General features: G+C 62.5%; 19 protein-coding genes. 9 read left to right on the top strand and 10 right to left on the bottom strand.

What is annotated here, in order from left to right:
• Positions 1–81 precede the first annotated feature (81 nt).
• Positions 82–1,125, top strand: a complete 1,044-nt coding sequence (locus RAK1035_RS09950; protein ID WP_008279831.1) for an aldo/keto reductase — start codon at positions 82–84, stop codon at positions 1,123–1,125.
• Positions 1,126–1,128: 3 nt separating this feature from the next.
• Here RAK1035_RS09950 and RAK1035_RS09945 read toward each other — a convergent pair whose 3' ends face one another.
• Positions 1,129–1,395 carry a hypothetical protein gene (locus tag RAK1035_RS09945; RefSeq protein ID WP_008279830.1) on the bottom strand — a complete coding sequence of 89 codons (267 nt, stop codon included), beginning with the start codon at positions 1,393–1,395 and terminating at the stop codon, positions 1,129–1,131.
• A gap of 101 nt (positions 1,396–1,496) precedes the next feature.
• Between RAK1035_RS09945 and RAK1035_RS09940 the strand changes: the two genes are divergently transcribed.
• Complete coding sequence (locus RAK1035_RS09940; protein WP_008279829.1) at positions 1,497–2,828, top strand: mechanosensitive ion channel family protein; 1,332 nt, start codon at positions 1,497–1,499, stop codon at positions 2,826–2,828.
• The gene (locus RAK1035_RS09935; RefSeq protein ID WP_008279828.1) at positions 2,825–3,997 is read left to right on the top strand and encodes a TIGR03862 family flavoprotein; all 1,173 of its coding nucleotides are present in this window, start codon (positions 2,825–2,827) and stop codon (positions 3,995–3,997) included. Before RAK1035_RS09940 ends, RAK1035_RS09935 begins: the two co-directional genes overlap by 4 nt.
• Here RAK1035_RS09935 and RAK1035_RS09930 read toward each other — a convergent pair.
• Positions 3,973–4,560, bottom strand: coding sequence for a glutathione S-transferase family protein (locus RAK1035_RS09930; protein WP_008279827.1), 588 nt, complete (start codon positions 4,558–4,560; stop codon positions 3,973–3,975). The genes RAK1035_RS09935 and RAK1035_RS09930 overlap by 25 nt on opposite strands.
• Positions 4,561–4,868: 308 nt before the next feature.
• Here RAK1035_RS09930 and RAK1035_RS09925 point away from each other — a divergent pair, with 308 nt between their 5' ends.
• A complete protein-coding gene (locus tag RAK1035_RS09925) occupies positions 4,869–6,098 on the top strand; it encodes a sulfotransferase domain-containing protein (protein ID WP_008279826.1) in 1,230 nt (409 codons plus the stop codon).
• Positions 6,099–6,280: 182 nt separating this feature from the next.
• Here RAK1035_RS09925 and holA read toward each other — a convergent pair whose 3' ends face one another.
• The 3 genes from holA to leuS are packed head-to-tail and all read right to left on the bottom strand — an operon-like array spanning position 6,281 to position 10,471.
• Positions 6,281–7,309 carry a DNA polymerase III subunit delta gene (gene holA / locus RAK1035_RS09920; RefSeq protein WP_008279825.1) on the bottom strand — a complete coding sequence of 343 codons (1,029 nt, stop codon included), beginning with the start codon at positions 7,307–7,309 and terminating at the stop codon, positions 6,281–6,283.
• On the bottom strand, positions 7,306–7,797 hold the full coding sequence (gene lptE, locus RAK1035_RS09915; protein ID WP_037297097.1) for an LPS assembly lipoprotein LptE: 492 nt from the start codon (positions 7,795–7,797) through the stop codon (positions 7,306–7,308). Before lptE ends, holA begins: the two co-directional genes overlap by 4 nt.
• Complete coding sequence (gene leuS / locus RAK1035_RS09910) at positions 7,784–10,471, bottom strand: leucine--tRNA ligase (protein WP_008279823.1); 2,688 nt, start codon at positions 10,469–10,471, stop codon at positions 7,784–7,786. The genes lptE and leuS overlap by 14 nt, the downstream gene beginning before the upstream one ends.
• Before the next feature lie 149 nt (positions 10,472–10,620).
• Here leuS and RAK1035_RS09905 point away from each other — a divergent pair, with 149 nt between their 5' ends.
• Entirely contained in the window at positions 10,621–11,862 is a 1,242-nt protein-coding gene (locus RAK1035_RS09905; protein WP_008279822.1) for a glycosyltransferase, read from the top strand.
• On the opposite strand, the gene RAK1035_RS09900 is transcribed toward RAK1035_RS09905, so the two are convergent.
• Positions 11,823–12,275, bottom strand: a complete 453-nt coding sequence (locus tag RAK1035_RS09900; protein ID WP_008279821.1) for a MerR family transcriptional regulator — start codon at positions 12,273–12,275, stop codon at positions 11,823–11,825. The two genes, RAK1035_RS09905 and RAK1035_RS09900, sit on opposite strands and share 40 nt — an antisense overlap.
• 74 nt (positions 12,276–12,349) lie before the next feature.
• Between RAK1035_RS09900 and RAK1035_RS09895 the strand changes: the two genes are divergently transcribed.
• Positions 12,350–12,988, top strand: coding sequence for a cation transporter (locus RAK1035_RS09895; protein ID WP_008279820.1), 639 nt, complete (start codon positions 12,350–12,352; stop codon positions 12,986–12,988).
• On the opposite strand, the gene RAK1035_RS09890 is transcribed toward RAK1035_RS09895, so the two are convergent.
• On the bottom strand, positions 12,969–13,472 hold the full coding sequence (locus tag RAK1035_RS09890) for a DUF3576 domain-containing protein (RefSeq protein ID WP_008279819.1): 504 nt from the start codon (positions 13,470–13,472) through the stop codon (positions 12,969–12,971). The two genes, RAK1035_RS09895 and RAK1035_RS09890, sit on opposite strands and share 20 nt — an antisense overlap.
• Positions 13,473–13,584: 112 nt before the next feature.
• Between RAK1035_RS09890 and RAK1035_RS09885 the strand changes: the two genes are divergently transcribed.
• Positions 13,585–14,238 carry a YggS family pyridoxal phosphate-dependent enzyme gene (locus tag RAK1035_RS09885; RefSeq protein WP_008279818.1) on the top strand — a complete coding sequence of 218 codons (654 nt, stop codon included), beginning with the start codon at positions 13,585–13,587 and terminating at the stop codon, positions 14,236–14,238.
• 81 nt (positions 14,239–14,319) lie between these two features.
• Positions 14,320–14,709, top strand: a complete 390-nt coding sequence (locus RAK1035_RS09880) for a YbhB/YbcL family Raf kinase inhibitor-like protein (protein WP_008279817.1) — start codon at positions 14,320–14,322, stop codon at positions 14,707–14,709.
• Positions 14,710–14,712: 3 nt separating this feature from the next.
• Here the strand turns inward: RAK1035_RS09880 and RAK1035_RS09875 are convergent, their stop codons facing one another.
• Positions 14,713–15,213, bottom strand: a complete 501-nt coding sequence (locus RAK1035_RS09875) for a L,D-transpeptidase family protein (protein WP_008279816.1) — start codon at positions 15,211–15,213, stop codon at positions 14,713–14,715.
• Positions 15,214–15,378: 165 nt separating this feature from the next.
• On the opposite strand from RAK1035_RS09875, the gene RAK1035_RS09870 reads away from it, so the two are divergent.
• Entirely contained in the window at positions 15,379–18,246 is a 2,868-nt protein-coding gene (locus RAK1035_RS09870) for a hypothetical protein (RefSeq protein ID WP_008279815.1), read from the top strand.
• Between the two features lie 58 nt (positions 18,247–18,304).
• On the opposite strand, the gene RAK1035_RS09865 is transcribed toward RAK1035_RS09870, so the two are convergent.
• Together RAK1035_RS09865 and RAK1035_RS09860 are read right to left on the bottom strand one after the other, a co-directional pair.
• Positions 18,305–19,159: an alpha/beta fold hydrolase gene (locus RAK1035_RS09865; RefSeq protein ID WP_254683675.1), complete on the bottom strand. Its 855-nt coding sequence runs from the start codon at positions 19,157–19,159 to the stop codon at positions 18,305–18,307.
• Positions 19,122–19,721: a 2-hydroxychromene-2-carboxylate isomerase gene (locus RAK1035_RS09860; protein WP_037297095.1), complete on the bottom strand. Its 600-nt coding sequence runs from the start codon at positions 19,719–19,721 to the stop codon at positions 19,122–19,124. Before RAK1035_RS09860 ends, RAK1035_RS09865 begins: the two co-directional genes overlap by 38 nt.
• Positions 19,722–19,793 lie beyond the last annotated feature (72 nt).

Here is a 19,793-nt window from a genome sequence, read left to right as displayed (position 1 = left end):
ACCGGATGGCTCAACATCCCCCTTCCCTCCACGCCCCTCCTCCCCTATCCCATCCCCAAAACCCAAACCCCAGGAGACACCATGCAGAACAGACCCTTGGGCCGGACCGGGATCGAGGTGAGCGCGCTCTGCCTTGGCTCGATGACATGGGGCTCTCAGAACACCCCCGCCGAAGGCCATGCCCAGATCGACCGCGCGCTGGAGCGGGGCGTGAACTTCATCGACACCGCCGAGATGTATCCCACCACCCCCATCAGCGCGGAAACCACCGGCCGCACCGAAGAAATCATCGGCGAGTGGTTCGCGGCCTCAGGGCGGCGGGCCGACGTGATCCTCGCCACCAAACATTCCGGCAAGGGCTTCAAACACGCCCGCGACGGCGCGCCGATCACGGCGGGGTCCATACCGCAGGCCATTGAGGGATCGCTGCGCCGCCTCAAGACCGATCATATCGACCTCTACCAATTCCACTGGCCCAACCGGGGCAGCTATATGTTTCGCCAGAACTGGGCCTTTGACCCCTCAGCCCAGAACCGCGACGAGACAATCGCCCATATGCAAGAAACGCTTGAGGCCCTGCAACGCGAGGTCGCGCGCGGCACCATCCGCGCCTTCGGCCTCTCGAACGAGAGCGCCTGGGGCATGGCGCAATGGCTCCGGCTGGCCGAGGCGGGCCACGGCCCCCGCGCCGCCACGCTCCAGAATGAATACTCCCTCCTATGCCGCCTCTATGATACCGACCTCGCGGAACTCAGCGTCAACGAGGATGTGGGCCTTCTGGCTTTTTCCCCCCTCGCGGCGGGGCTGCTCAGCGGCAAATATCAGCACGGCGCGCTGCCCACCGGCTCGCGCATGGCGATCAACGGCGATCTGGGCGGGCGCAAGACCCCGCGCGCGTTTGAGGCCGTCGCGGCCTATCACGCGGTCGCGCAAAAACACGGGCTTGACCCCGTGCAACTGGCGCTTGCCTGGTGCCTCACGCGCCCCTTCCTTGCATCCGCCATCTTTGGGGCCACGGATATGGACCAACTTGATCTGGCGCTTGGCGCGGCGGACATCACGCTCGCCCCAGAGGTGCTGAGCGATCTCGACGCCACCCACAAGGCGCATCCGATGCCCTTCTGATCCCTACCGCTTGCGCCGCGCGCCGGGGGTCTTGGACTGAAACCCCGGCGGGCGCTGCGCCACCCAAGCGATGAATTTCGCCAAACGCGGATGCGCGCGCAGGGCCTCGACAGTGGCATAGCTGCGCGCCAATTCACCTTCCGTCAACGTCGCGTGAATCTCGTTGTGGCAAATCTGATGCAGGCGCACCACCGGGCCCCCTTTGCCGCCCTTCAATTTGGGCACAAGGTGATGCAGGCTCTGGCGCGCCTCGGGCGGGATTGGGCGCAAGCAAAGCGGGCAAATGGGCCATTCCGACAGTTTAACTTGATCCTTTCGCAGCCTGCGGGCAAGAGGATGGCGTGTGCGAGACAAAAGGCAAGGGGTGTGTGATGGACGGGCAGCCAGAGATCATCGGGCAGGCACTGGGCTACGCGATGCAGGGCTGGGATCTGGCCAAGGGCTGGCTTCTTAGCCCCGCCGCCTGGTCGCAGTTTGGCCTGCTGGTGGTGGCGTGGCTCTTGGCCGTGCTGATCACCCGCCGGATACGGCCCGCACTCGCCCGGTTTCTGACCCCCCCTGCAGAGCAGGAGAACATCATCGCCTCGGCGCGGCGGTTCATCCTTATGTTCCTGCCGCTCCTGATGCCGTTGCTCGCCTATGGCCTCACCGGCATTGGCGAAGGAGTCACCCGCTCGATCTTTGGCACAGGCGATGTCATCGCCTTTGGCAAGCGGCTGTTTCTCGTCCTCGCCGCCCGTCTCTTTGTGCGCGAAATCCTGACCGATCCGTTTCTGCGGGCGCTTGGTCGCTTCGTGCTGATGCCGGTGGCGCTGCTCTATCTCTTTGACCTGCTCGGTCTGGCCAATGAAAAACTTGCCGCGATATCGGTCGATCTGGGCAACATCAGCTTTTCGGCCCTCGCGCTCATTCGTGGTGCGGTCTCTGGCGCGCTGCTTTTCTGGCTTGGGCGCTGGTCCAATAGCCAATCCGAGGATTTCATCAAGCGCCAGCAGGAACTCCGCCCAGCCACCCGCGAACTGGCGATGAAGGCCAGCCAGATCGTGATCTTCGGCGCGGCCTTCCTGCTGCTGATGTCGATCATGGGCATCGACCTTACGGCGATTGCCGTCTTGGGCGGTGCGCTTGGCGTGGGCATCGGCCTTGGCCTGCAACAGATCGCGGCCAATTTCGTCTCGGGCGTGATCCTGCTGTTGGAGGGGCAGACGACCGTGGGCGATTACGTCGTGCTCGATGACGGATCAGAGGGCACCATCGTCAAGATGACCGCCCGCGCCGCCATTCTGGAAACCGTCGATGGGCGCTGGATCGTGGTGCCCAATGAGGATTTCATCACTTCCCGCGTGGTCAACTATTCCGACGCCGGCAAGCGGCATCGCTATGAGGCCGCCTTTTCCGTCAGCTACGACACCGATATCACACGCATCCCCGCGCTCATCGAACCCGCTGTCGCCGCCGTGCCCGAGGTGCTGAAAGATGGCAAACACGCCCCCGAATGCGAACTCAAAGCCTTTGGCGAAAGCGGTGTGGATTTCTCGGTCGAATACTGGGTCGATGGGATCGAGGACGTGACCGGCAAATACCAGTCCGACGTGCTCTTTGCGATCTGGAACGCCCTGCGCGCCGAAGGGGTCGAAATGCCCTATCCGCAACGCGTGGTGCATCACCGGGGCCTGCCCACCCCCGCGATCCCCGCCGCATGACCGACGCGCTGGTCATCGGGGCCGGGCCTGCGGGCCTGATGGCGGCGCGCGAACTGGCGCGGGCCGGGCTGCGCGTGGTGGTGACCGAGGCGAAACCCTCGGTAGGTCGCAAATTCCTGATGGCGGGCAAATCCGGGCTGAACCTGACCAAGGCGGAACCGTTTGAGGAGTTTCTCGCCGCCTACGGCCCCGGTGCCGACGCGCTGCGCCCGATGCTTGCCGCCTTTGGCCCCGACGCGGTGCAGGATTGGTCACGCGCCTTGGGGCAAGAGGTCTTCACCGGCTCTACGGGCCGGGTCTTTCCAACGGTGATGAAGGCCTCGCCGCTTCTGCGCAGTTTCCTTTCGGAATTAAAGGGGCTTGGGGTTGAAATCCGCACCCGCTGGCGCTGGTGCGGATGGGACAATGGCGCGATTTTCGACACGCCCGAGGGCACGCAACGCCTGCATCCCACCGTGACCGTGCTGGCCTGCGGCGGCGCAAGCTGGGCGCGGCTTGGCTCGGACGGGGCATGGGCGGCGCATTTCGACGCCGCCACATTGGCCCCGTTTCGCCCCGCCAATATGGGCTTTCTGGTCGCATGGTCGCCCCATATGGCGGCGCAATTCGGCCAGCCGGTCAAAGGCGTGGAATTGCGCGCCGGGGCGCTGCGCTCACGCGGGGAATTTATCATTTCCAACCAAGGGCTCGAGGGCGGCGGAATCTATGAGGTCAGCGCCGCCCTGCGCGATGGCGCGCCGCTCACGCTCGATCTTTTGCCCGATCTCACCCCATCGGAAGTCGCGCAGCGCTTGGCCCGCACCAAGACCAGCGACAGCCTCAAGAACCGCCTGCGCAAGGCGTTTCGCCTCGATCCGGTGAAACTCGCGCTGGTGATGGAATTTGGCCGGGGGGCCAGCGATTTGCCTGCCTTGCTCAAAGGCCTGCCGGTGCCGCTCTCGGGGCCGCGTCCGATGGATCAGGCCATCTCAACCGCAGGTGGGGTGCAGCTGAGCGCGCTCGATGCGGGCCTCATGCTGCGGGATCACCCCGGCGTATTCGCCGCCGGGGAAATGCTGGATTGGGAGGCCCCAACAGGTGGCTACCTGCTCACTGCCTGCCTTGCCACCGGCCTTTGGGCCGGGCAGCACGCCGCAGCTTTCGCTCAGGGCAGCGCCGCCGCCCGTTGACAGGCCGGGCGCTCGACCATCATCGCCATGTAATCCTTGAGCTTGTCGTCCGGATCAGCAAACCCGGCCTTGCCCGCCCACATCAGACAATGCACCAGGAGGATATCCGCAATGGTCATCGTCTCGCCTTGCAGAAACGGGCCAGTCAGCGCATCGGACAGGCGCGCAAGATTGCGCTCATATTCCCATTTGAGCGAGTCTTTCACCGCCGGCACCCGATGCTCTTCGGGCAGCACGAAACTATGCCGCGCCGCAGTCCAGAGCGTGCCGTCAATCTCGTCAAGAATCTGATGCGTCAGCGCATCCTGCCGCGCCCGCGCAACCGTGCCGGGGGCATGGGTGAATTGCCCATGCTTATCGGCCAGATATGTCATGATCGCGGCGGAATCGGTCAGCACCGCATCACCATCCCGCAGCGCCGGGATCTTGCCCGAAGGGTTTGCGGCCAGCGCCTCGGGCGACCAGGGCGCAACAGCCATGTGATTATAGCCGACCCCCATTTCCTCCAGCAACCACAGCACGCGAAAGGCGCGACTGGCCCGAGAGCCGATAACATCATACATGGCGATTTCCCTATTGAGTGTTGGTGCGGCACCATTGCCCAAAGGCTGACCCAAGGCAACGGGGGCAGCTCAGGCAACAGGTTGGATATCACGCACTCGTGTTCGGGCTGTCCGATCCCGCGTCTAGGAGGCTTGCCCCAAACTCCAGTACTCAAACAGTGCAGACTCGGCCCTAAGAACAAATCCCTTGATTTGGGAACAAAATCGTAAAACTTTTCGCTGACGTAGAAGGACTATTTGGCGAGGCCGGCTCGACATAACCGCGTTTGCATTTTGTACCGGATATTCAAAACATATGAGGAAACGAGGTGATAATCATATCTGGTGCCACGAAATCAGGCGAAGCCACCGTCTATAAATTGGTCTTGGGTTTACTTGATATTACCCACAATTCTGAATTGCGGGCGAGGCAAAAGACCCTGCTACGCTTACGAGATTTCGTTTCACCCGGGGGGCTGCTTCGAGCGGATACAGCCGCTTTCAATAAGGTCATCGACCAAAAAGATCCACAGAAGCTTGTTTTTCGGATGCAGGGCGAACTGTCGAAAGAGCTTGCCGCCAAGTTCCTTGAGCATGGGGTTCGCGTGATCCGGGTTTCTCGGGATGCGGCAGGCATCGCAGATGCGATCATGCGGCATGCGACCCACTCGCGCCTCTTCGATGATCCAGAGTACATGCATTTTGCGACCACAGTCGAAAAAGAACATGCGATTGCGCAGGCTAGGGTAAGCCTTCGTAGCAATGGGTCATGGGCTCAACTCGGCAATGCACTAGACTTGAAGTTTGAGCATCTTGTGGCCGACCCTACAGAGGCCTTGTCCAGTCTCGCAAGGTTTCTGGGCCTGAACACGACCTCAGAAATTTTCTCCAGATCACTTGGCGCACTCACTGATATTCTTGACCAACCGTTGCGAGACGGAAATCTACCCGGAGAATTTCATGGGCTCATCTATGCACAAGGTCGGGTATTGGCAGCAGAGCAAGATAAGCAGGGACAGTGGTCAGCAAGTGTTGAAACTTACGCCCCCTCACCTGTGCAGGATGCACTTGGAGCTGCAGAGCTGATTGCGCATGATGGCGTTGCATTTCAACCTTTGAAAATTGCGCGCATGAACGGCGTTTTATCTTGGGAAATCAATTCATTGAATGGCTTTGGTCACGATGGTTCATGGCAGGTAGGAGACCTGATAAATCTCGAACCAATTTCAGTGTTTGGAGATGAACTCGGAGGGCAAACAGGTAAGGGAAGGCCCTCTGGAACTGCCATGCTGATGGAGCGGCGCGTTGTCGATAGTCGGCAGGTTATGCGACTTATGGTTCAGGACATTCCGATGGACAGTTTCTTTTACAATCAGTCAATCATGATAGACGGCATTTCGCTAACCATTGCAGATTTCGTTGGTGACCAAGAAATTGAGGTCAACCTTAAGGAACATACCTTGTCCCGAACAACCGCAGCCAAGTGGGAGCCGGGTCGGAGGGTCAAACTCGAACCTGATCGCCTATCGACTATCTTTTTCCCACCCAAGGTAGCCTGATGCTGTTCCAGCTTTCCGGTGTGGGAATGCAAAGGCCCTCCCTTCAAAAGTACGATCTGTCGCGGCATACCGCCCGGCCCCTTAACCCTACACTTCCCCCAAACCCGCACCGACGCAATACAGCCCCGATACCGCTCCGTAATTTTCATAAATTTCCGTCTGTTAACCCAGATTCGCCCGGATCACCGCGCCGTGGCCAGCATCGCCAGCCGGATCAGTGCCCGCTCGACCAGTGCCATGTCGGGCGCGCGCTGTCCGGCGGAGCGCAGGGTGAGGTCGGTATCCGTCAGGATCGTCAGTGCCTGTTGCAAGCGCTCCGCGCCCCAGCCCTGCGCCTGCCGCAGCATCCGGTCGCGACGGGGCCCGAAAATGGGCGGGCGCATCCGGGCAATGCCCTGCGCCGCCCCTCCGGGGTCCGACGCAGCGGTATAGAGCGCCCGAAAATGCCGCGTGGCCCCGATGCACAGGCCAACAGGCTGGGTGCCCTGCGCCTTCAACCGCCGCATCACCGGGCCAATCTCGGCTGACCGCCCCTCTGCCACGATATTGAGGATGTCATCCAAATCCGCCTCGGTCGAGGCAGGGGCGCAGGCGGCGATATCCGCCGCATTCAGCGGCGTGGCGTCCCCCAACTTATAAAGCGCCAGCTTCTCAATGGTCTGACGAAAATCGCCCGGATCAAGATCGCGCGCCAGCGCCGTCAGATCGGCCATGACCGGCCCCGGCACATCACGCAAACCGGCGCGGGCCAATGTGGCCTCAATCTCCTCTCGGCTGGGGGGATCGTCATAGATTCCAACCGCATAGGCATTGGGATGGCTCTCAAACGCCTTGCGAATTTTCGATGTCGCCTTGAGCGCGCCTGCAGTCACGATGATCTGGGCATCCCCCGCCTGCCAGTCGCTGAGCGCCGCCAGAATGGCATCGGCGGCGGTGTCATTGGCATCCTCGACAAAGGCCGCGCGCGGGCCGGGAAAGAACCCCTGCGCCTTGACCGCATCCAAAAGCGCGGCCGGGTCTTTGCGCAAGTCGCCCGCAGGCAGACGTGTCAGGCGCATTTCGGCATCCGCCGTAGGGCCGAGCAGCGCCGCGAGCATCTCTTGCCGCCTGAGCGCCACACGCATCGCATCCGCGCCATAGATCAGGATACCGGTGCGCTGCGCCTCAGGCTTGGCGAAATAGCGGACAGCATCGCGCGGCGAGAGCTTCATTCCGGCTGAGGCAGGTCTGCGGCCAAGAGGCGGGTCAGCACTTGATCCGCCAGAATCGCCATCAACCGCGCCTCGGCGTCGCGCTCCGCCGCCTGCACCGCCACGGTCGTGCCGGTCGCGGAATAGCCGGTAAAGCTGGTGACTTCGCCCGAGGTGACAATCACCCCCGTCTCAAGATCACGCAAGCTATAAGCCACTGTTCCCAATAGGTTAAAGCGGGATGCCACGTTATTGCGGTTGATCGCCATGGCCTGCGTGTTCAGCGTGACGACCGGGATCAGCGCATAGCGCGGATTGGCGGGCCTGCCCAACCGTGTCTCAATCTCTTGCGTCAAAAGATAGGACGCGCGGGTATCGGGGGCCTCCACGACCACCCGCCCCATCAGCGCCGTACCCGCCCCGCCCGGCCCATAGGCGGGCGCAAAACCGCACCCCGCCAGCAGGGCGAGGCCGGACATCAGGAAAAAGCGGCGGCTATACCACGACATTGACGATCCGTCCGGGGACGACGATGATCTTCTTGGGCTGGGCCCCGTCCAGCGCCTTGACCACAGCATTGTGGGCAAGCGCCAGTTTTTCAACCTCGGATTTCGGCATATCGGCCGGCACGGTGATTTCGCCCCGCCGTTTGCCGTTAATCTGAATGGGCAAAATGACCGTCTCGTCGATCAGCATGGCCGGGTCGGCGACCGGCCAAGGCGCTGTGGCAATCAGACCCTCACCGCCCAGCATCGCCCAGATATCCTCGGCCAGATGCGGGGTCATGGGCGACATAAGCTGCGCCAGCGTGCGGGCGGCGGTGGTCTTCGCCCCCGTCCCTGCCTGCGATTTCGCCAGCGTGTTGGTAAAGGCATAAAGCCGCGCAATCGCCGCGTTAAAGCCGAAACTGTCGATGCCCTTGGTCACCTCGTCGATGCATTTGTGCATCTCACGCAAGAGCGTGTCATCCTCTGGGGTGGCGGGCGCGTCGCTCGCCGCGATCTCGGCGGCAATGCGCCAAACGCGGCTCAGGTGCCGATGCGCCGCCTCAGCGCCCGAGGCGGTCCATTCCACATCGCGCTCGGGCGGGCTGTCAGACAGGACAAACCAGCGCGCCGTATCGGCCCCGTATTGCGCGATGATGGTCGAGGGATCGACCACATTCTTCTTGGATTTCGACATCTTGGCAGAGGGGATGATTTGGACGCGCCTACCAGCCTCGCCCTCAATCAACCAGATATTTTCCAACTGCCTCACATCTACTGCCTCTTCACCGTTGGCGACGGCAACCGAGCGCTTGATGGCTTTCTTCTCTCCAAAAGAGTCTGTAAATTCAATTACATCTTCTGGGAAAAGGAATTCAGTTCTCAACGGCTGAGCCGAAAGAGGCTCATCTCCCTGAGAACCTAGATCACTATTGTCTAAATACTGATATATGGAGTGCGTCACCATCCCTTGGGTGAACAACGCATCAAAGGGCTCAATCGCCTTCTGCGGCAAATGGCCGGTGATCTGCATCGCGCGGGCAAAGAACCGCGAATACAAGAGGTGCAGGATCGCATGCTCGATGCCGCCGATATACTGGTCCACATTCATCCAATACTCAGCCTCGGCCATATCCGTGGGCGTCGCGGCATGGGGCGCGGTAAAGCGGGCGTAATACCAGCTTGAATCCACGAATGTATCCATCGTGTCCGTCTCGCGCCGCGCGGGCGCGCCACAGCGGGGGCAAGCACAGTCGCGCCATGTCGGATGCCGATCCAGCGGATTGCCGGGGGCGTCAAAGGTGACATCATCGGGCAGGCGGATGGGCAGGTTTTCCTTGGCTTCCGGCACCACGCCGCAGGTGTCGCAATGCACCACCGGAATGGGGCATCCCCAATAGCGTTGGCGGCTCAGACCCCAATCGCGCAAGCGGAATTTCGTGACACCTTGGCCCACGCCATTGGCCTCACAAAAATCAATCGCGGCGTTGACACCCGTCTCGCCGGTCTGAATTTCATTCCCCGCCACCAGGCGCGTATACCGCACAGCTTCCGATTTGAGCGGCACATAGGGCGCCGCCTGAATGTCATGGTCGCCCTCGACCGGCAGGAAGGTATCGACAATGGGCAAATCATATTTGCGCGCAAAATCATGGTCGCGCAGATCATGCCCCGGACAGCCGAAAATAGCGCCCGTGCCATAGTCCATCAGGATGAAATTGGCGATATAGACCGGCAATTCCCATGCGGTATCAAAGGGATGGCGCACACGCAGCCCGGTGTCGAACCCCAGCTTCTCGGCCTTCTCGATCGCCTCGGCGGTGGTGCCGCCCTTGCGCGCCTCGGCGCAGAACGCCGCCACATCTTCGCGCTCGGCCTCAAGCCGCTTGGCCAGCGGGTGATCCGGCGAAATCCCCACAAAGGATGCCCCCATCAGCGTATCGGGCCGGGTGGTGTACACCTCGACCCGGTCATGCCCCTCTGGCCCGTCAATCAGGCCAAAGGCAAATTGCAGCCCGCGCGATTTACCGATCCAGTTCTCCTGCATCAGCCGCACCTTGGCGGGCCAATTGTCGAGGGTATCGAGCGCCTCAAGCAGATCCTCGGCGTGGTCCGAAATGCGGAAGAACCATTGCGTCAGTTCGCGCCGCTCCACATCCGCGCCCGAGCGCCAGCCCTTGCCGTCAATCACCTGCTCATTGGCCAGAACGGTCATATCGACCGGGTCCCAGTTCACCACCGCATTCTTGCGATAGACCAGCCCATGTTCGAGAAAATCCAGAAACAGCGCCTGTTGCTGGCCATAGTATTCCGGATCGCAGGTGGCGAATTCGCGGGACCAGTCGATGCTCAGGCCCAATGGCTTCATCTGGGCGCGCATGTCGGCGATATTGGCGTAGGTCCAGTCCTTGGGATGGCCACCGCTCGCCATGGCCGCATTCTCTGCGGGCATGCCAAAGGCATCCCAGCCCATCGGATGCAAGACGTTATGACCGGTGGCAATCTTATAGCGCGCCACCACATCGCCCATGGTGTAATTGCGCACATGGCCCATGTGGATACGCCCCGACGGATAGGGAAACATTTCCAGCACGTAGTATTTCGGCCGTGTCTCATCGCGGCGCGCACGAAACACATCGGCCGCCTCCCAGGCGGATTGCCATTTCGCTTCGACGTCACTGGCGGCATAGCGCGACATGGGGCGCACCTCTTACTGATAGGGTTGTTGCAGGGGGTGATAGGCGGTTGGCGCGCGCGGGTCCAGTGGGGGCGCGTAAAAATGCAAGGGGTTTGCGCGGGCCGATCGCCTGATTATAACCACGAACAACCTTTGAAATACGGACACCTATGAAAATCCTTTTTATCCATCAGAATTTTCCCGGCCAATACAAACATCTGGCCCCGCTTCTGGCCCAGCAGGGGCATAACTGCGTGGCGCTGACCCTGCGGGTCAAAGAGGCCATGAAATGGCAAGGCGTGCAGGTGATCCCCTATGCCCTGCCCAAGCGCAACGGGCAAAGCCTGCATCCCTGGCTGGTCGATCTCGATACCAAGGTCACGCGCGCCGAGGCCTGCTGGCAGGCGGCGGTAGACCTACGCGCAAAGGGCTATACGCCCGATCTCATCCTGGCCCATCCCGGCTGGGGAGAGTCGCTTTTCCTGCGCGATGTCTGGCCCACGGCCAAGCTGGGCCTGTATTGCGAGCTCTATCACCTCGCGGGCTATCCGCATCTCAACTTCGATCCCGAATTCGCCTCTAAAAACATCGAGGCCGAGGCCCTGCGCATCCGGATGAAGAACATCAACAATCACCTGCATTTCGAGACCGGGCACGCCGGAATCAGCCCGACCCGGTTTCAGGCCGATACCTTTCCCAGCCCCTTCCGCGAGAGGATCACGGTCAGCCATGATGGCATCGACACGGTTCAGGCCGCCCCCCTGCCTGATGTCCGCCTGACCATCGAAGGGCAGTGCGACGTGACCCGCGCAGATGAGGTGATCACCTTTGTAAACCGCAATCTAGAGCCCTATCGCGGCTATCATGTCTTCATGCGCGCCCTGCCCCGCCTCTTGCGCGAGCGGCCCAATGCAACGGTGCTGATTGTCGGCGGGGACGAGGTGAGCTATGGGGCCCGCCCCCCCAAGGGGCAGACATGGAAGCAGATTTTCATTGATGAGGTGCGCGCGCAGATTTCAGATGAAGATTGGGCGCGGGTGCGGTTTCTTGGGCGCATCCCTTATGATCAGTTCCTGCGGCTTTTGCAGGTCAGCCGGGTGCATGTCTACCTTACCTATCCCTTTGTCCTCAGTTGGTCCCTGATGGAAGCGATGTCTTGTTCCGCCGCGATAGTCGCAGGCGATACCGCCCCGGTGCGCGAGGTCATCACCCATGGCGAGACCGGGCGGCTCGTGGATTTCTTTGACCGCGAGGCGCTGGTGGATGAGATTTGCGCCTTGTTGGAGGATGCCGGCACACGGGCGCAGTTGGGCAAGACCGCGCGCGAGCTGATCCGCGCGCGCTATGATCTGCGCGGCATCTGCCTGCCGCGTCAGCTTCGCTGGGTCGAGGATCTGGCCTCCGCCGGGTGATCCCGGCGGCACAGGTCGTGGTCGGCTAAAGACGCCAGCACATAACAATCGCGTGCGGCCCCCTCGCCCGTGCATCCCTCTGCAATGCGCGCCAACTCGGTCTCAAGTGCGCGCAATCGCCGGATTTTCTCCCGCACCGCCCCAAGCTGACCTTGCGCGATTCGGGTGGCCGACCCGCACCCGCGGTCGGGGTGATCCTGCAACTCGATCAGCGCCGCAATCGCCTCGAGCGAGAACCCCAGATCGCGGGCATGGCGGATGAACCCCAACCGCTCCAGCTCTGCCCGCCCGTAGCGGCGTTGATTACCCGCACTGCGCAGAGGCACAGCAATCAGGCCACGGGATTCGTAATAGCGGATGGTGGGCACCTTGACGCCCGTGCGCGCCGACAGCTCGCCAATCGACAAAAACATCCCGAAACCCCCTTGAAGCTCTAGTCACTAGAGAGATTACATTGCCCCTGACGCAAATGCAAAGGAGGTGCAGCATGGCGGGATGTTGTGGCCATGAGGCCCAGTTCGATGGGCTCTCAGCCGCCTACAAGCAACGGCTCTGGATCGTGATCGCCCTCAATGCCGCGATGTTCGGGGTGGAAATGGCCGCAGGCCAAGCCGCACAATCGCAGGCGCTCAAGGCCGATGCGCTGGATTTTCTGGGCGATGCGCTGACCTATGGGCTGTCTTTGGCCGTGATCGGTGCCAGCCTCCGGGTGCGGGCTACGGCGGCGCTGTTCAAGGGTCTCAGCCTCATGGCGATGGGGCTATGGGTGCTGGGCAGCACCGTCTATCGCGTGATCTATCTGGGCGTGCCACAAGCCGAGATTATGGGCAGCATCGGGTTTCTTGCCCTCATGGCGAATGTTGCAAGCGTGCTCTTGCTCAGGGCCTACAAAGATGGCGATGCCAATGTCCGCTCAGTCTGGCTCTGTTCGCGCAACGATGCCATCGGCAATGTGGCGGTGATGGTCGCAGCGCTTGCGGTTTGGGGCACCGAGACCGGATGGCCCGACCTGATCGTGGCCGGGCTCATGGCGGGCCTTTTTGTCAACTCGTCGCAACAGATCATCCGGCAGGCGCTAACAGAGCGCCGCCATGCCAAGGGGGTGCTCAGAACCGCGCCGCATTGATCCGCAATTGCCGGGCGCGGTTGAGAATCGCATCCTCGACCGCGCGCTCGGTTGCGGCATCCACCGAACCGCCCCGCGTTTGCAGCGCAACGTTGAGGGACCGCGCGTCAAGCGCCGGGTCGCTGATCAGGATGGTGGCGCGATAGGCCTGCCCACCCCCCGGTGGGGTGCCATAGCCCGTTGAAATCACGCCGGTAAAGGGATCGGCGGCCTCAATCGGCAGGAAATCCAACACCTGCAGCGACGCCGTCCAGAGAAAGCGGTTGACCTTGACGGTGTCCCTCGCCCCACGAAACGAATCCAGCAGAGAGCCTTCATTCGCGGCCGCCTGTCTTTCTCTGCCGCCTTTAACGCGCATGGCCTCCGGGTCCAAGGTCGCATTCTGGAACGCGCCGCAGCCGCTCAGAAGCACGAGACTGGCCAGCGTCAGGCCGAAGATCTTGAAACGCGAATGGGTCATGGCACCGTCCGGGATTGTTTCCATCCCTACTATCCAAGCCGGGGCTAAGGGGCAAGCCGTTTGACGGTCTGTCGCGCACTTGTGCGGGGGGTGGCCCCTGTGGCATGCAAGAACAACGCAATGAATGAGGACGATTATGGGTCTGAGCGAAATCAGGGCACGGATGGACAAGGCCTGCACCGCAGCAGGGCGTGCGCCGCAGGATGTGGAATTGATCGCCGTCTCCAAGGTGCAGCCCGCAGAGCGCGTCGCCGCTGTTCTGGATCAAGGACACCGCGTGTTCGGCGAAAACCGGGTGCAAGAGGCAGCCGGGCGATGGCCAGCCTTTCAGGACCGCTACACCGACATAGTCTTGCATCTTATCGGCCCCTTGCAGAGCAACAAGGCACGGCAGGCGATGGAGATGTTTCAGGCCATCCATTCCGTCGACCGCCCCAAAATCGCACAGGGCATCGCGCGGCTGGCGCAGGAAATGGGGCGCTGCCCGGACCTTTTCCTTCAGGTCAACACCGGCGAAGAGCCGCAAAAGGCGGGCGTTCTGCCACAAGAGATTGATGGGTTTGTGGCCGAGTGCCGCGCGCTCGATCTGCCGGTCAAGGGGCTGATGTGCATCCCCCCGGTCGAAGAAGAACCCAGCTTGCATTTCGCCCTTCTGGCGAAAATGGCGGCGCGCAACGGGCTTTCGGGCCTTTCGATGGGCATGAGCGGCGATTTCGAGAGCGCGATTGCGCAGGGGGCCACGCATGTCCGCGTTGGCTCTGCGATCTTCGGAGAACGCGACTACGGCTAGGCCGACACGCGCATTTGTTGTCAGGTCGGGCGCGCTGGTGTAGTGTCTTCCAGGTAGAAACGGATTGCATCGGAGACACCAATGCGCCTTTTATCTCTATCGCTTGCCGCTCTTGCCTTGTCTGCCACCACGGCTGCGGCCGAATTCACGATATCCTTTGACTGGGGCAATATCCCTGCCTGCCGCACCGGCAAGCCCAATACGGTCGGCAGCCCCGCCTTTGTGCTGCGCGGGGTTCCGGCTGGCACCACATCCATCGAATTCTCCCTCAAGGATCGCGATGCGCCCAACTACAACCACGGCGGCGGGCGCCTGAAGGTAGGAAGCGACGGGCAATTGCCCTTCGGAGCCTTCAAATACAAAAGCCCCTGTCCACCGGGCGGTGTGCATACCTATGTCTGGACCGCCACAGCGCGCGCCGACAAAAAGGTTCTGGCCCGCGCCACGGCAAGCCGACAATATCCCGAATAGGTATCAGCGCGGCGGCACGATCAATCGCGCGCCAAAGGTAATCTGCTGCGCTATATGGAGCAGGTGATCGGGGCGCAGCCCGATACAGCCTGCGGTGGGATAGCCCGGTCGCCGCCAACGATGAACAAAGATGCACGATCCCCGCCCCCGCACCGCCTGCGGCCAATTCCAATCGGTGATCAACACCAGATCATAAAGCGGATCGGCGCGGCGTAGCACCTCATGGCTATGCGGATAGGGCGCGCGCACCATAAGGTTGTAATCCTCGTCGCCCGCATCGTCCGACCACAGATCACCGGGCCGGATCGGCACCGCCCAATCGGTGGGCCGCGCCATGCGGTCAGGGCGATAGAGCAGCCCCACGATGCGATGCGCGCCCACCGGCGTCGCCCCATCCCCTTCGCGCTTGCGCGCCGATACCCCGCCACGCCCGATGGTGCAGGGATAGCGCCGCCCACGAAACCGCAGGCCAAGTGGGGTCAGAACCAGATCATCAGGCGTCATGGCCCCTTTCTGCCTGATCTCTCAGGGCGGGCCAAGCGCGAAGTGCAGACCCTGCTTTCTTCTTGGTGCAAATACTCAAAATCCCCCTCTCCCCTGGCCACCGCAGATGGTGGCAAGACGCGCGCGCCGCCTCTATATTGGGGCAAAGACAGGGGGAACCGGACCATGCGACATCTGATAGGCCTCATCGGGGCGCTTCTCATGCTGGGCACCATCCCGGCGCAGGCCGAGCGTGGAGCGCTCAGCGCGCATGTGTTTGGCAATTCTCTGGTGCATCACCTCAGCGACGATCCGTCCACCAATGTGCCCTACTGGCTGGCGCGACTGGCGCAGGCAGAAGGGCGCGATCTGACCCTGTCGGGGCAATGGGGATTTCTGCGCGACTTCGCCACGCAGGGCATCGCCCCCAACTGGTCCTTTGACGGTGTGACAGCCCGGCGCGGTGCCGCTGATACCGTGCTCATTACGCCGGCTAATTTCATTCAATATCAATCACCTGATGCCGCGTTTGAGGGGGACAACCCTGACAATGCCAGCCCGGTTTCGGCAACCGTTGAGGTCATCGACCGCGCCACCGCCGACTGGCCCGGCGCGCGCATCGTGATCTACGAAGGCTGGCCCGACATGGGCGGCTTTACCCGTGGCTTTCCGCCTTCGGATCGCAATCTGCGGCGCTGGCACGGCTACGCGCTCAGCGATTATCACGACTGGTTTCGTGATTATGTGGCCGCTTTGCAAGCGGCACGCCCCAGCATCGAGATCACGCTTCTGCCGGTTTCTTCGGTTCTATCCGGCCTGCAAACCGGCCTGTTAGAGGACATACCCGTTGAAGCGCTCTATTCCGATGACGCCCCGCACGGCACCGCCACGCAATATTTTCTGGCCGCGCTCGTGGCGTATAGCGCGCTCTACGAAACGCCGGCACCGACCGGGTTTGCACTCCCCGACATCTTGCATCCGCTGGTGCGCGACACCTATCCCCGCCTGACCGAAGAAGTGGCCCAAGCGCTCGGCCTGCGCGACACCACCCAAGCGAGCCCCCCGGCGCAAGCGGTGGCCACAGCAGGCATCTCATCCGGCGCAGGCCTCGCCAACCCAAGCCTGGGCATGGGCCTGAACGGCATCGCGGATTGGTCGAGCCAGCATCCTTTCGTCGATGTGATGAAAACCGCGCGCCCTTGGGTCGGCCATAGCGCGGACCAATGGGGCGCCTTCACCACCGAGGCGTTATTGGCGGGGGGCTATCTCGACGCCTTCGGCTGGCCCTTGGCCCTGCCCGACGGGGCCAAGGCGCTCGAGGCCTTCATCCTGACCGATCAACCCGCGGCCGCCACGCATCTGAACGGGCGCTATGTGCTGCGCTATACGGGCACCGGGGTGATCCGGGTCGTGGGCCGCGCCGATAATGTCCGGTATGACTATGGCAAACGTGAGGTGCGCTTCGATGTGACACCCGGCGATGGCCCGGTGGCGCTCAGCCTGCTTGAGACAGATGCGGCCGACCCCCTGCGCGACATCACCGTGGTGCGCGAGGATCAATTGGCACTGCATGACTTGGGCGTGATCTTCAACCCGCTCTGGATCGAGAAAGTGGCCGATCTGCGCGTGATCCGCTTCATGGACTGGATGTTCACCAATGGCGCGCCACAGGTCACATGGGAAGATCGCCCCCTGCCCCAAGACGCCACCTATGTCTGGCGCGGCGCGCCGCTCGAGGTGATGGTCGCGCTCGCCAATCAGATCGGTGCTGACCCTTGGGTGAACATGCCGCATATGGCCGATGATGGCTATATCCGGGGCTCTGCCGCCTATCTGCGCGACCATCTCGCCCCCGACCTCAAGGCGCATGTGGAATATTCCAACGAGGTCTGGAATTTCATGTTTCCTCAAACGGTCTGGGCCCGTGATCAAGCGCTGGCGCTCTGGGGCGACGCGGCGGGGGACGATGCCTGGATGCAATTCGCAGGCCTGCGCGCGGCGCAGATGGCCGATATCTGGCGCGCGGAATTCACCGGCCAAGAAAACCGGCTAACGATCGTCGTGGGCACCCATACCGGCTGGCCGGGGCTGGAAGAGCCGCTCTTGATGGCCCCGTTGGCCCTTGCGCAAGGACAGTTGACCGCGCCGCCTGTCACCCGCTTTGACGCCTATGCCGTCACTGGCTATTTCGGCTTTGACTTGGGCGGCGAGGATCAGCTTGGCACCATTCAGGGCTGGATCGCCACCAGCGCGGCCATCGCCCGCGCCAAGGCGGTCGAACTCGGCGCGGACCCCGAGGCGTATCTGGCCGCACATCGCTATGATCTCGCCTATGATCTGGCCGCCGAGGCGCTGCGCCAGGGCTCCTTGGGGGAATTGCTGCGCGATATCCTGCCCTATCACGCCGGGATCGCCGCCCAGCACGGCCTGCGACTGGTGATGTATGAGGGCGGCACGCATGTGGTGGGGCACGGGGCCGTGGTCGAGAATGACGCGCTGACCGAGTTTTTTGTCGGCTTCAATTACAGCCCACAGATGGGCGTGCTTTATGACGAATTGCTAAGCGGCTGGACAGCGGCAGGCGGCACGCTTTTCAACGCGTTCGTCGATGTCGCCGCCCCTTCGAAATGGGGCAGTTGGGGCGCGCTCCGGCATCTCGACGATACGACCCCTCGCTGGGACGCGTTGATGCGGGCCAATGCGCAGGCACCGGAATGGGATGCGGACCGCGCGGCGGGCACATTCCTGCACGGCCGAACCGAGGTCGCCGGGCCAGAGGGCGCACGGCTTGAGGGCACGGCCAAGGCCGATATCCTGCTCGGCGCGGCCGGGGATGATGTGCTTGTGGGTAATGGTGGCCATGACCGCATCCACGGCGGCGCGGGCCGTGATCTGGCGATCCTGCCCGGAGACCGCGAAACCTATGGCATCGGGCGCGACGGCGCGCGGGTGATCCTTGAAGGACCGCAAGGGGCGGTCGTGCTGGTCGATGTCGAAACGGTAGAATTCGCCGACACACCCGGTCAAGCGGTGGCGCTCAGTGATTTGATGTAGGGCCGCGCGCGGAATCAAGGCGCCAAGCGCCGCCGCGCGATCGCTGGGCCGTCCCGCGTTACCCCTGCAAATCCCCAAGAAACCCCCTGATCTCTTCCGCAACGCCCCTCGCATGGCTGATCGGGCCCATATGCCCCGCGCCCTGCACCACCACGCGCAGCGCCTCTGGTATGCGCGCCATCAGCCCCGCATTGATCGCGGCAATGATCGCCGGCGAGGCGCTGCCTTCCATCAACAAAACCGGCACGCTGATCCGCGTCAACGCGCCGCTCGACAGCATCCCGCCCGCATCGCCATAAAGCGCATCGGTCGCGGCCTCGATCAGCGGCATCTGCGCCGCCATCGCCGCGCGTGCGCCCTCAGGCAGTGCGGTCCAGCCGCGCCGGTCGCCCCAAACGCGGGTAAACCCTTCGGCGGCGCGCAGAAAATCCCCCGCCGCCATGCCCGCCGCATACTCGGCCATTTCGGCCTCGTGGCCTGCGCGCAAACCGGGCTGATCGTGCAGACCCACGGCAAAAAACACCGGCTCATAAAGGATCAGCGTGCGCACCAGATCCGGACGCTCGACCGCAAGTCGCAACGCCACCGTCGCACCGAACGAATGCCCGATGATATCCGTGGGCGCCTCCAGCAGGCCCGCCGCCATCGCGGTGCTGACTGCCTGAATCTCACCGTCGCCGGTCCAAGCCGCGCTTTGCCCATGCCCCGGCAGATCGAACGCGGTAAGGCGCAGCGCGCCCCCCAACTCGCGCGCCAGCGGCCCCCAACTGCCGCTATGCGACAGCGAGCAGTGGATCGCCAAGGCCCGCCGAGGCCCATGGCCCAGCTCTGTCCAATGGGTCGGAAATCCGCCCCTTACCCCCTGCGGCATAGGATCAGAGCTTGCCCGCCAGATGCAGATCAAGATCCTCAAGCCGGTCCTGACCCCAGAAGCTCTGGCCGCTGTCCACCACATAGAAGGGCGCGCCAAAGACGCCAGCTGCCACCGCCTCTTCGAGGTTGGCGGCATAGGTTTCCGCCCCGCTGAGCAATCCCTTGTCCGCCAAGGCCGGATCGAAACCGGCGCGTTCAAGGCAATCGCGGATCACCTCATCCTCGGCGATGTTGCGCTCTTCCGCCCAGCAGGCGCGCAGAATGGACTGCACCAGCCCCCCCAGATCACCACCCCCCGCCGCCTGCGCGGCGATAATGGCATAGGAGGACGGCGCAGGATTGGTGGGCCAGAACGCAGGTTTAAGCGTCAGCGCCATACCGCGTTTCTTGGCCTGACGCGGCAATTCCTGATTGCGATAGGCGGTGCGGATGGGGTGCCGGTCCGCAGGTGCGGCACCGCCCGTGCGCGCAAACAGCGCCATGATATCGAGCGGTTTATAGCTGAGGCTGGCCCCGTGCCGCGCCGCAATCTCTTCTAGCCCCGCGCCCGCCAGATAGGCATAGGGCGAGAGGGTTGAAAAATAATAGTCGATATGGGCCATTTCGGCACGTTCCTTTGCTGCATCGCTTTGCCTGAGCATGACCACATGCTAAGCGGTGTCAACATCACGAAT

It is taken from the genome of Roseovarius sp. AK1035 (assembly GCF_003288315.1).
Lineage (GTDB): Bacteria > Pseudomonadota > Alphaproteobacteria > Rhodobacterales > Rhodobacteraceae > Roseovarius > Roseovarius mucosus_A.
The sequence above is the reverse complement of the archived record's forward strand: the minus strand, read 5'-3'. Positions and strand labels throughout refer to the sequence as shown.

What these genes read in the sequence shown, in the direction of transcription:
- RAK1035_RS09940 (WP_008279829.1), top strand. Translation starts at nt 1,497, where the DNA reads ATGGACGGGCAGCCAGAGATCATCGGGCAGGCACTGGGCTACGCGATG.
- RAK1035_RS09895 (WP_008279820.1), top strand. Translation starts at nt 12,350, where the DNA reads ATGGCGGGATGTTGTGGCCATGAGGCCCAGTTCGATGGGCTCTCAGCC.
- RAK1035_RS09875 (WP_008279816.1), bottom strand. Translation starts at nt 15,213, where the DNA reads ATGACGCCTGATGATCTGGTTCTGACCCCACTTGGCCTGCGGTTTCGT.
- RAK1035_RS09870 (WP_008279815.1), top strand. Translation starts at nt 15,379, where the DNA reads ATGCGACATCTGATAGGCCTCATCGGGGCGCTTCTCATGCTGGGCACC.
- holA (WP_008279825.1), bottom strand. Translation starts at nt 7,309, where the DNA reads ATGAAGCTCTCGCCGCGCGATGCTGTCCGCTATTTCGCCAAGCCTGAG.
- RAK1035_RS09880 (WP_008279817.1), top strand. Translation starts at nt 14,320, where the DNA reads ATGCGCCTTTTATCTCTATCGCTTGCCGCTCTTGCCTTGTCTGCCACC.
- RAK1035_RS09885 (WP_008279818.1), top strand. Translation starts at nt 13,585, where the DNA reads ATGGGTCTGAGCGAAATCAGGGCACGGATGGACAAGGCCTGCACCGCA.
- RAK1035_RS09890 (WP_008279819.1), bottom strand. Translation starts at nt 13,472, where the DNA reads ATGGAAACAATCCCGGACGGTGCCATGACCCATTCGCGTTTCAAGATC.
- lptE (WP_037297097.1), bottom strand. Translation starts at nt 7,797, where the DNA reads ATGTCGTGGTATAGCCGCCGCTTTTTCCTGATGTCCGGCCTCGCCCTG.
- RAK1035_RS09950 (WP_008279831.1), top strand. Translation starts at nt 82, where the DNA reads ATGCAGAACAGACCCTTGGGCCGGACCGGGATCGAGGTGAGCGCGCTC.
- RAK1035_RS09905 (WP_008279822.1), top strand. Translation starts at nt 10,621, where the DNA reads ATGAAAATCCTTTTTATCCATCAGAATTTTCCCGGCCAATACAAACAT.
- RAK1035_RS09900 (WP_008279821.1), bottom strand. Translation starts at nt 12,275, where the DNA reads ATGTTTTTGTCGATTGGCGAGCTGTCGGCGCGCACGGGCGTCAAGGTG.
- RAK1035_RS09930 (WP_008279827.1), bottom strand. Translation starts at nt 4,560, where the DNA reads ATGTATGATGTTATCGGCTCTCGGGCCAGTCGCGCCTTTCGCGTGCTG.
- RAK1035_RS09935 (WP_008279828.1), top strand. Translation starts at nt 2,825, where the DNA reads ATGACCGACGCGCTGGTCATCGGGGCCGGGCCTGCGGGCCTGATGGCG.
- leuS (WP_008279823.1), bottom strand. Translation starts at nt 10,471, where the DNA reads ATGTCGCGCTATGCCGCCAGTGACGTCGAAGCGAAATGGCAATCCGCC.
- RAK1035_RS09860 (WP_037297095.1), bottom strand. Translation starts at nt 19,721, where the DNA reads ATGGCCCATATCGACTATTATTTTTCAACCCTCTCGCCCTATGCCTAT.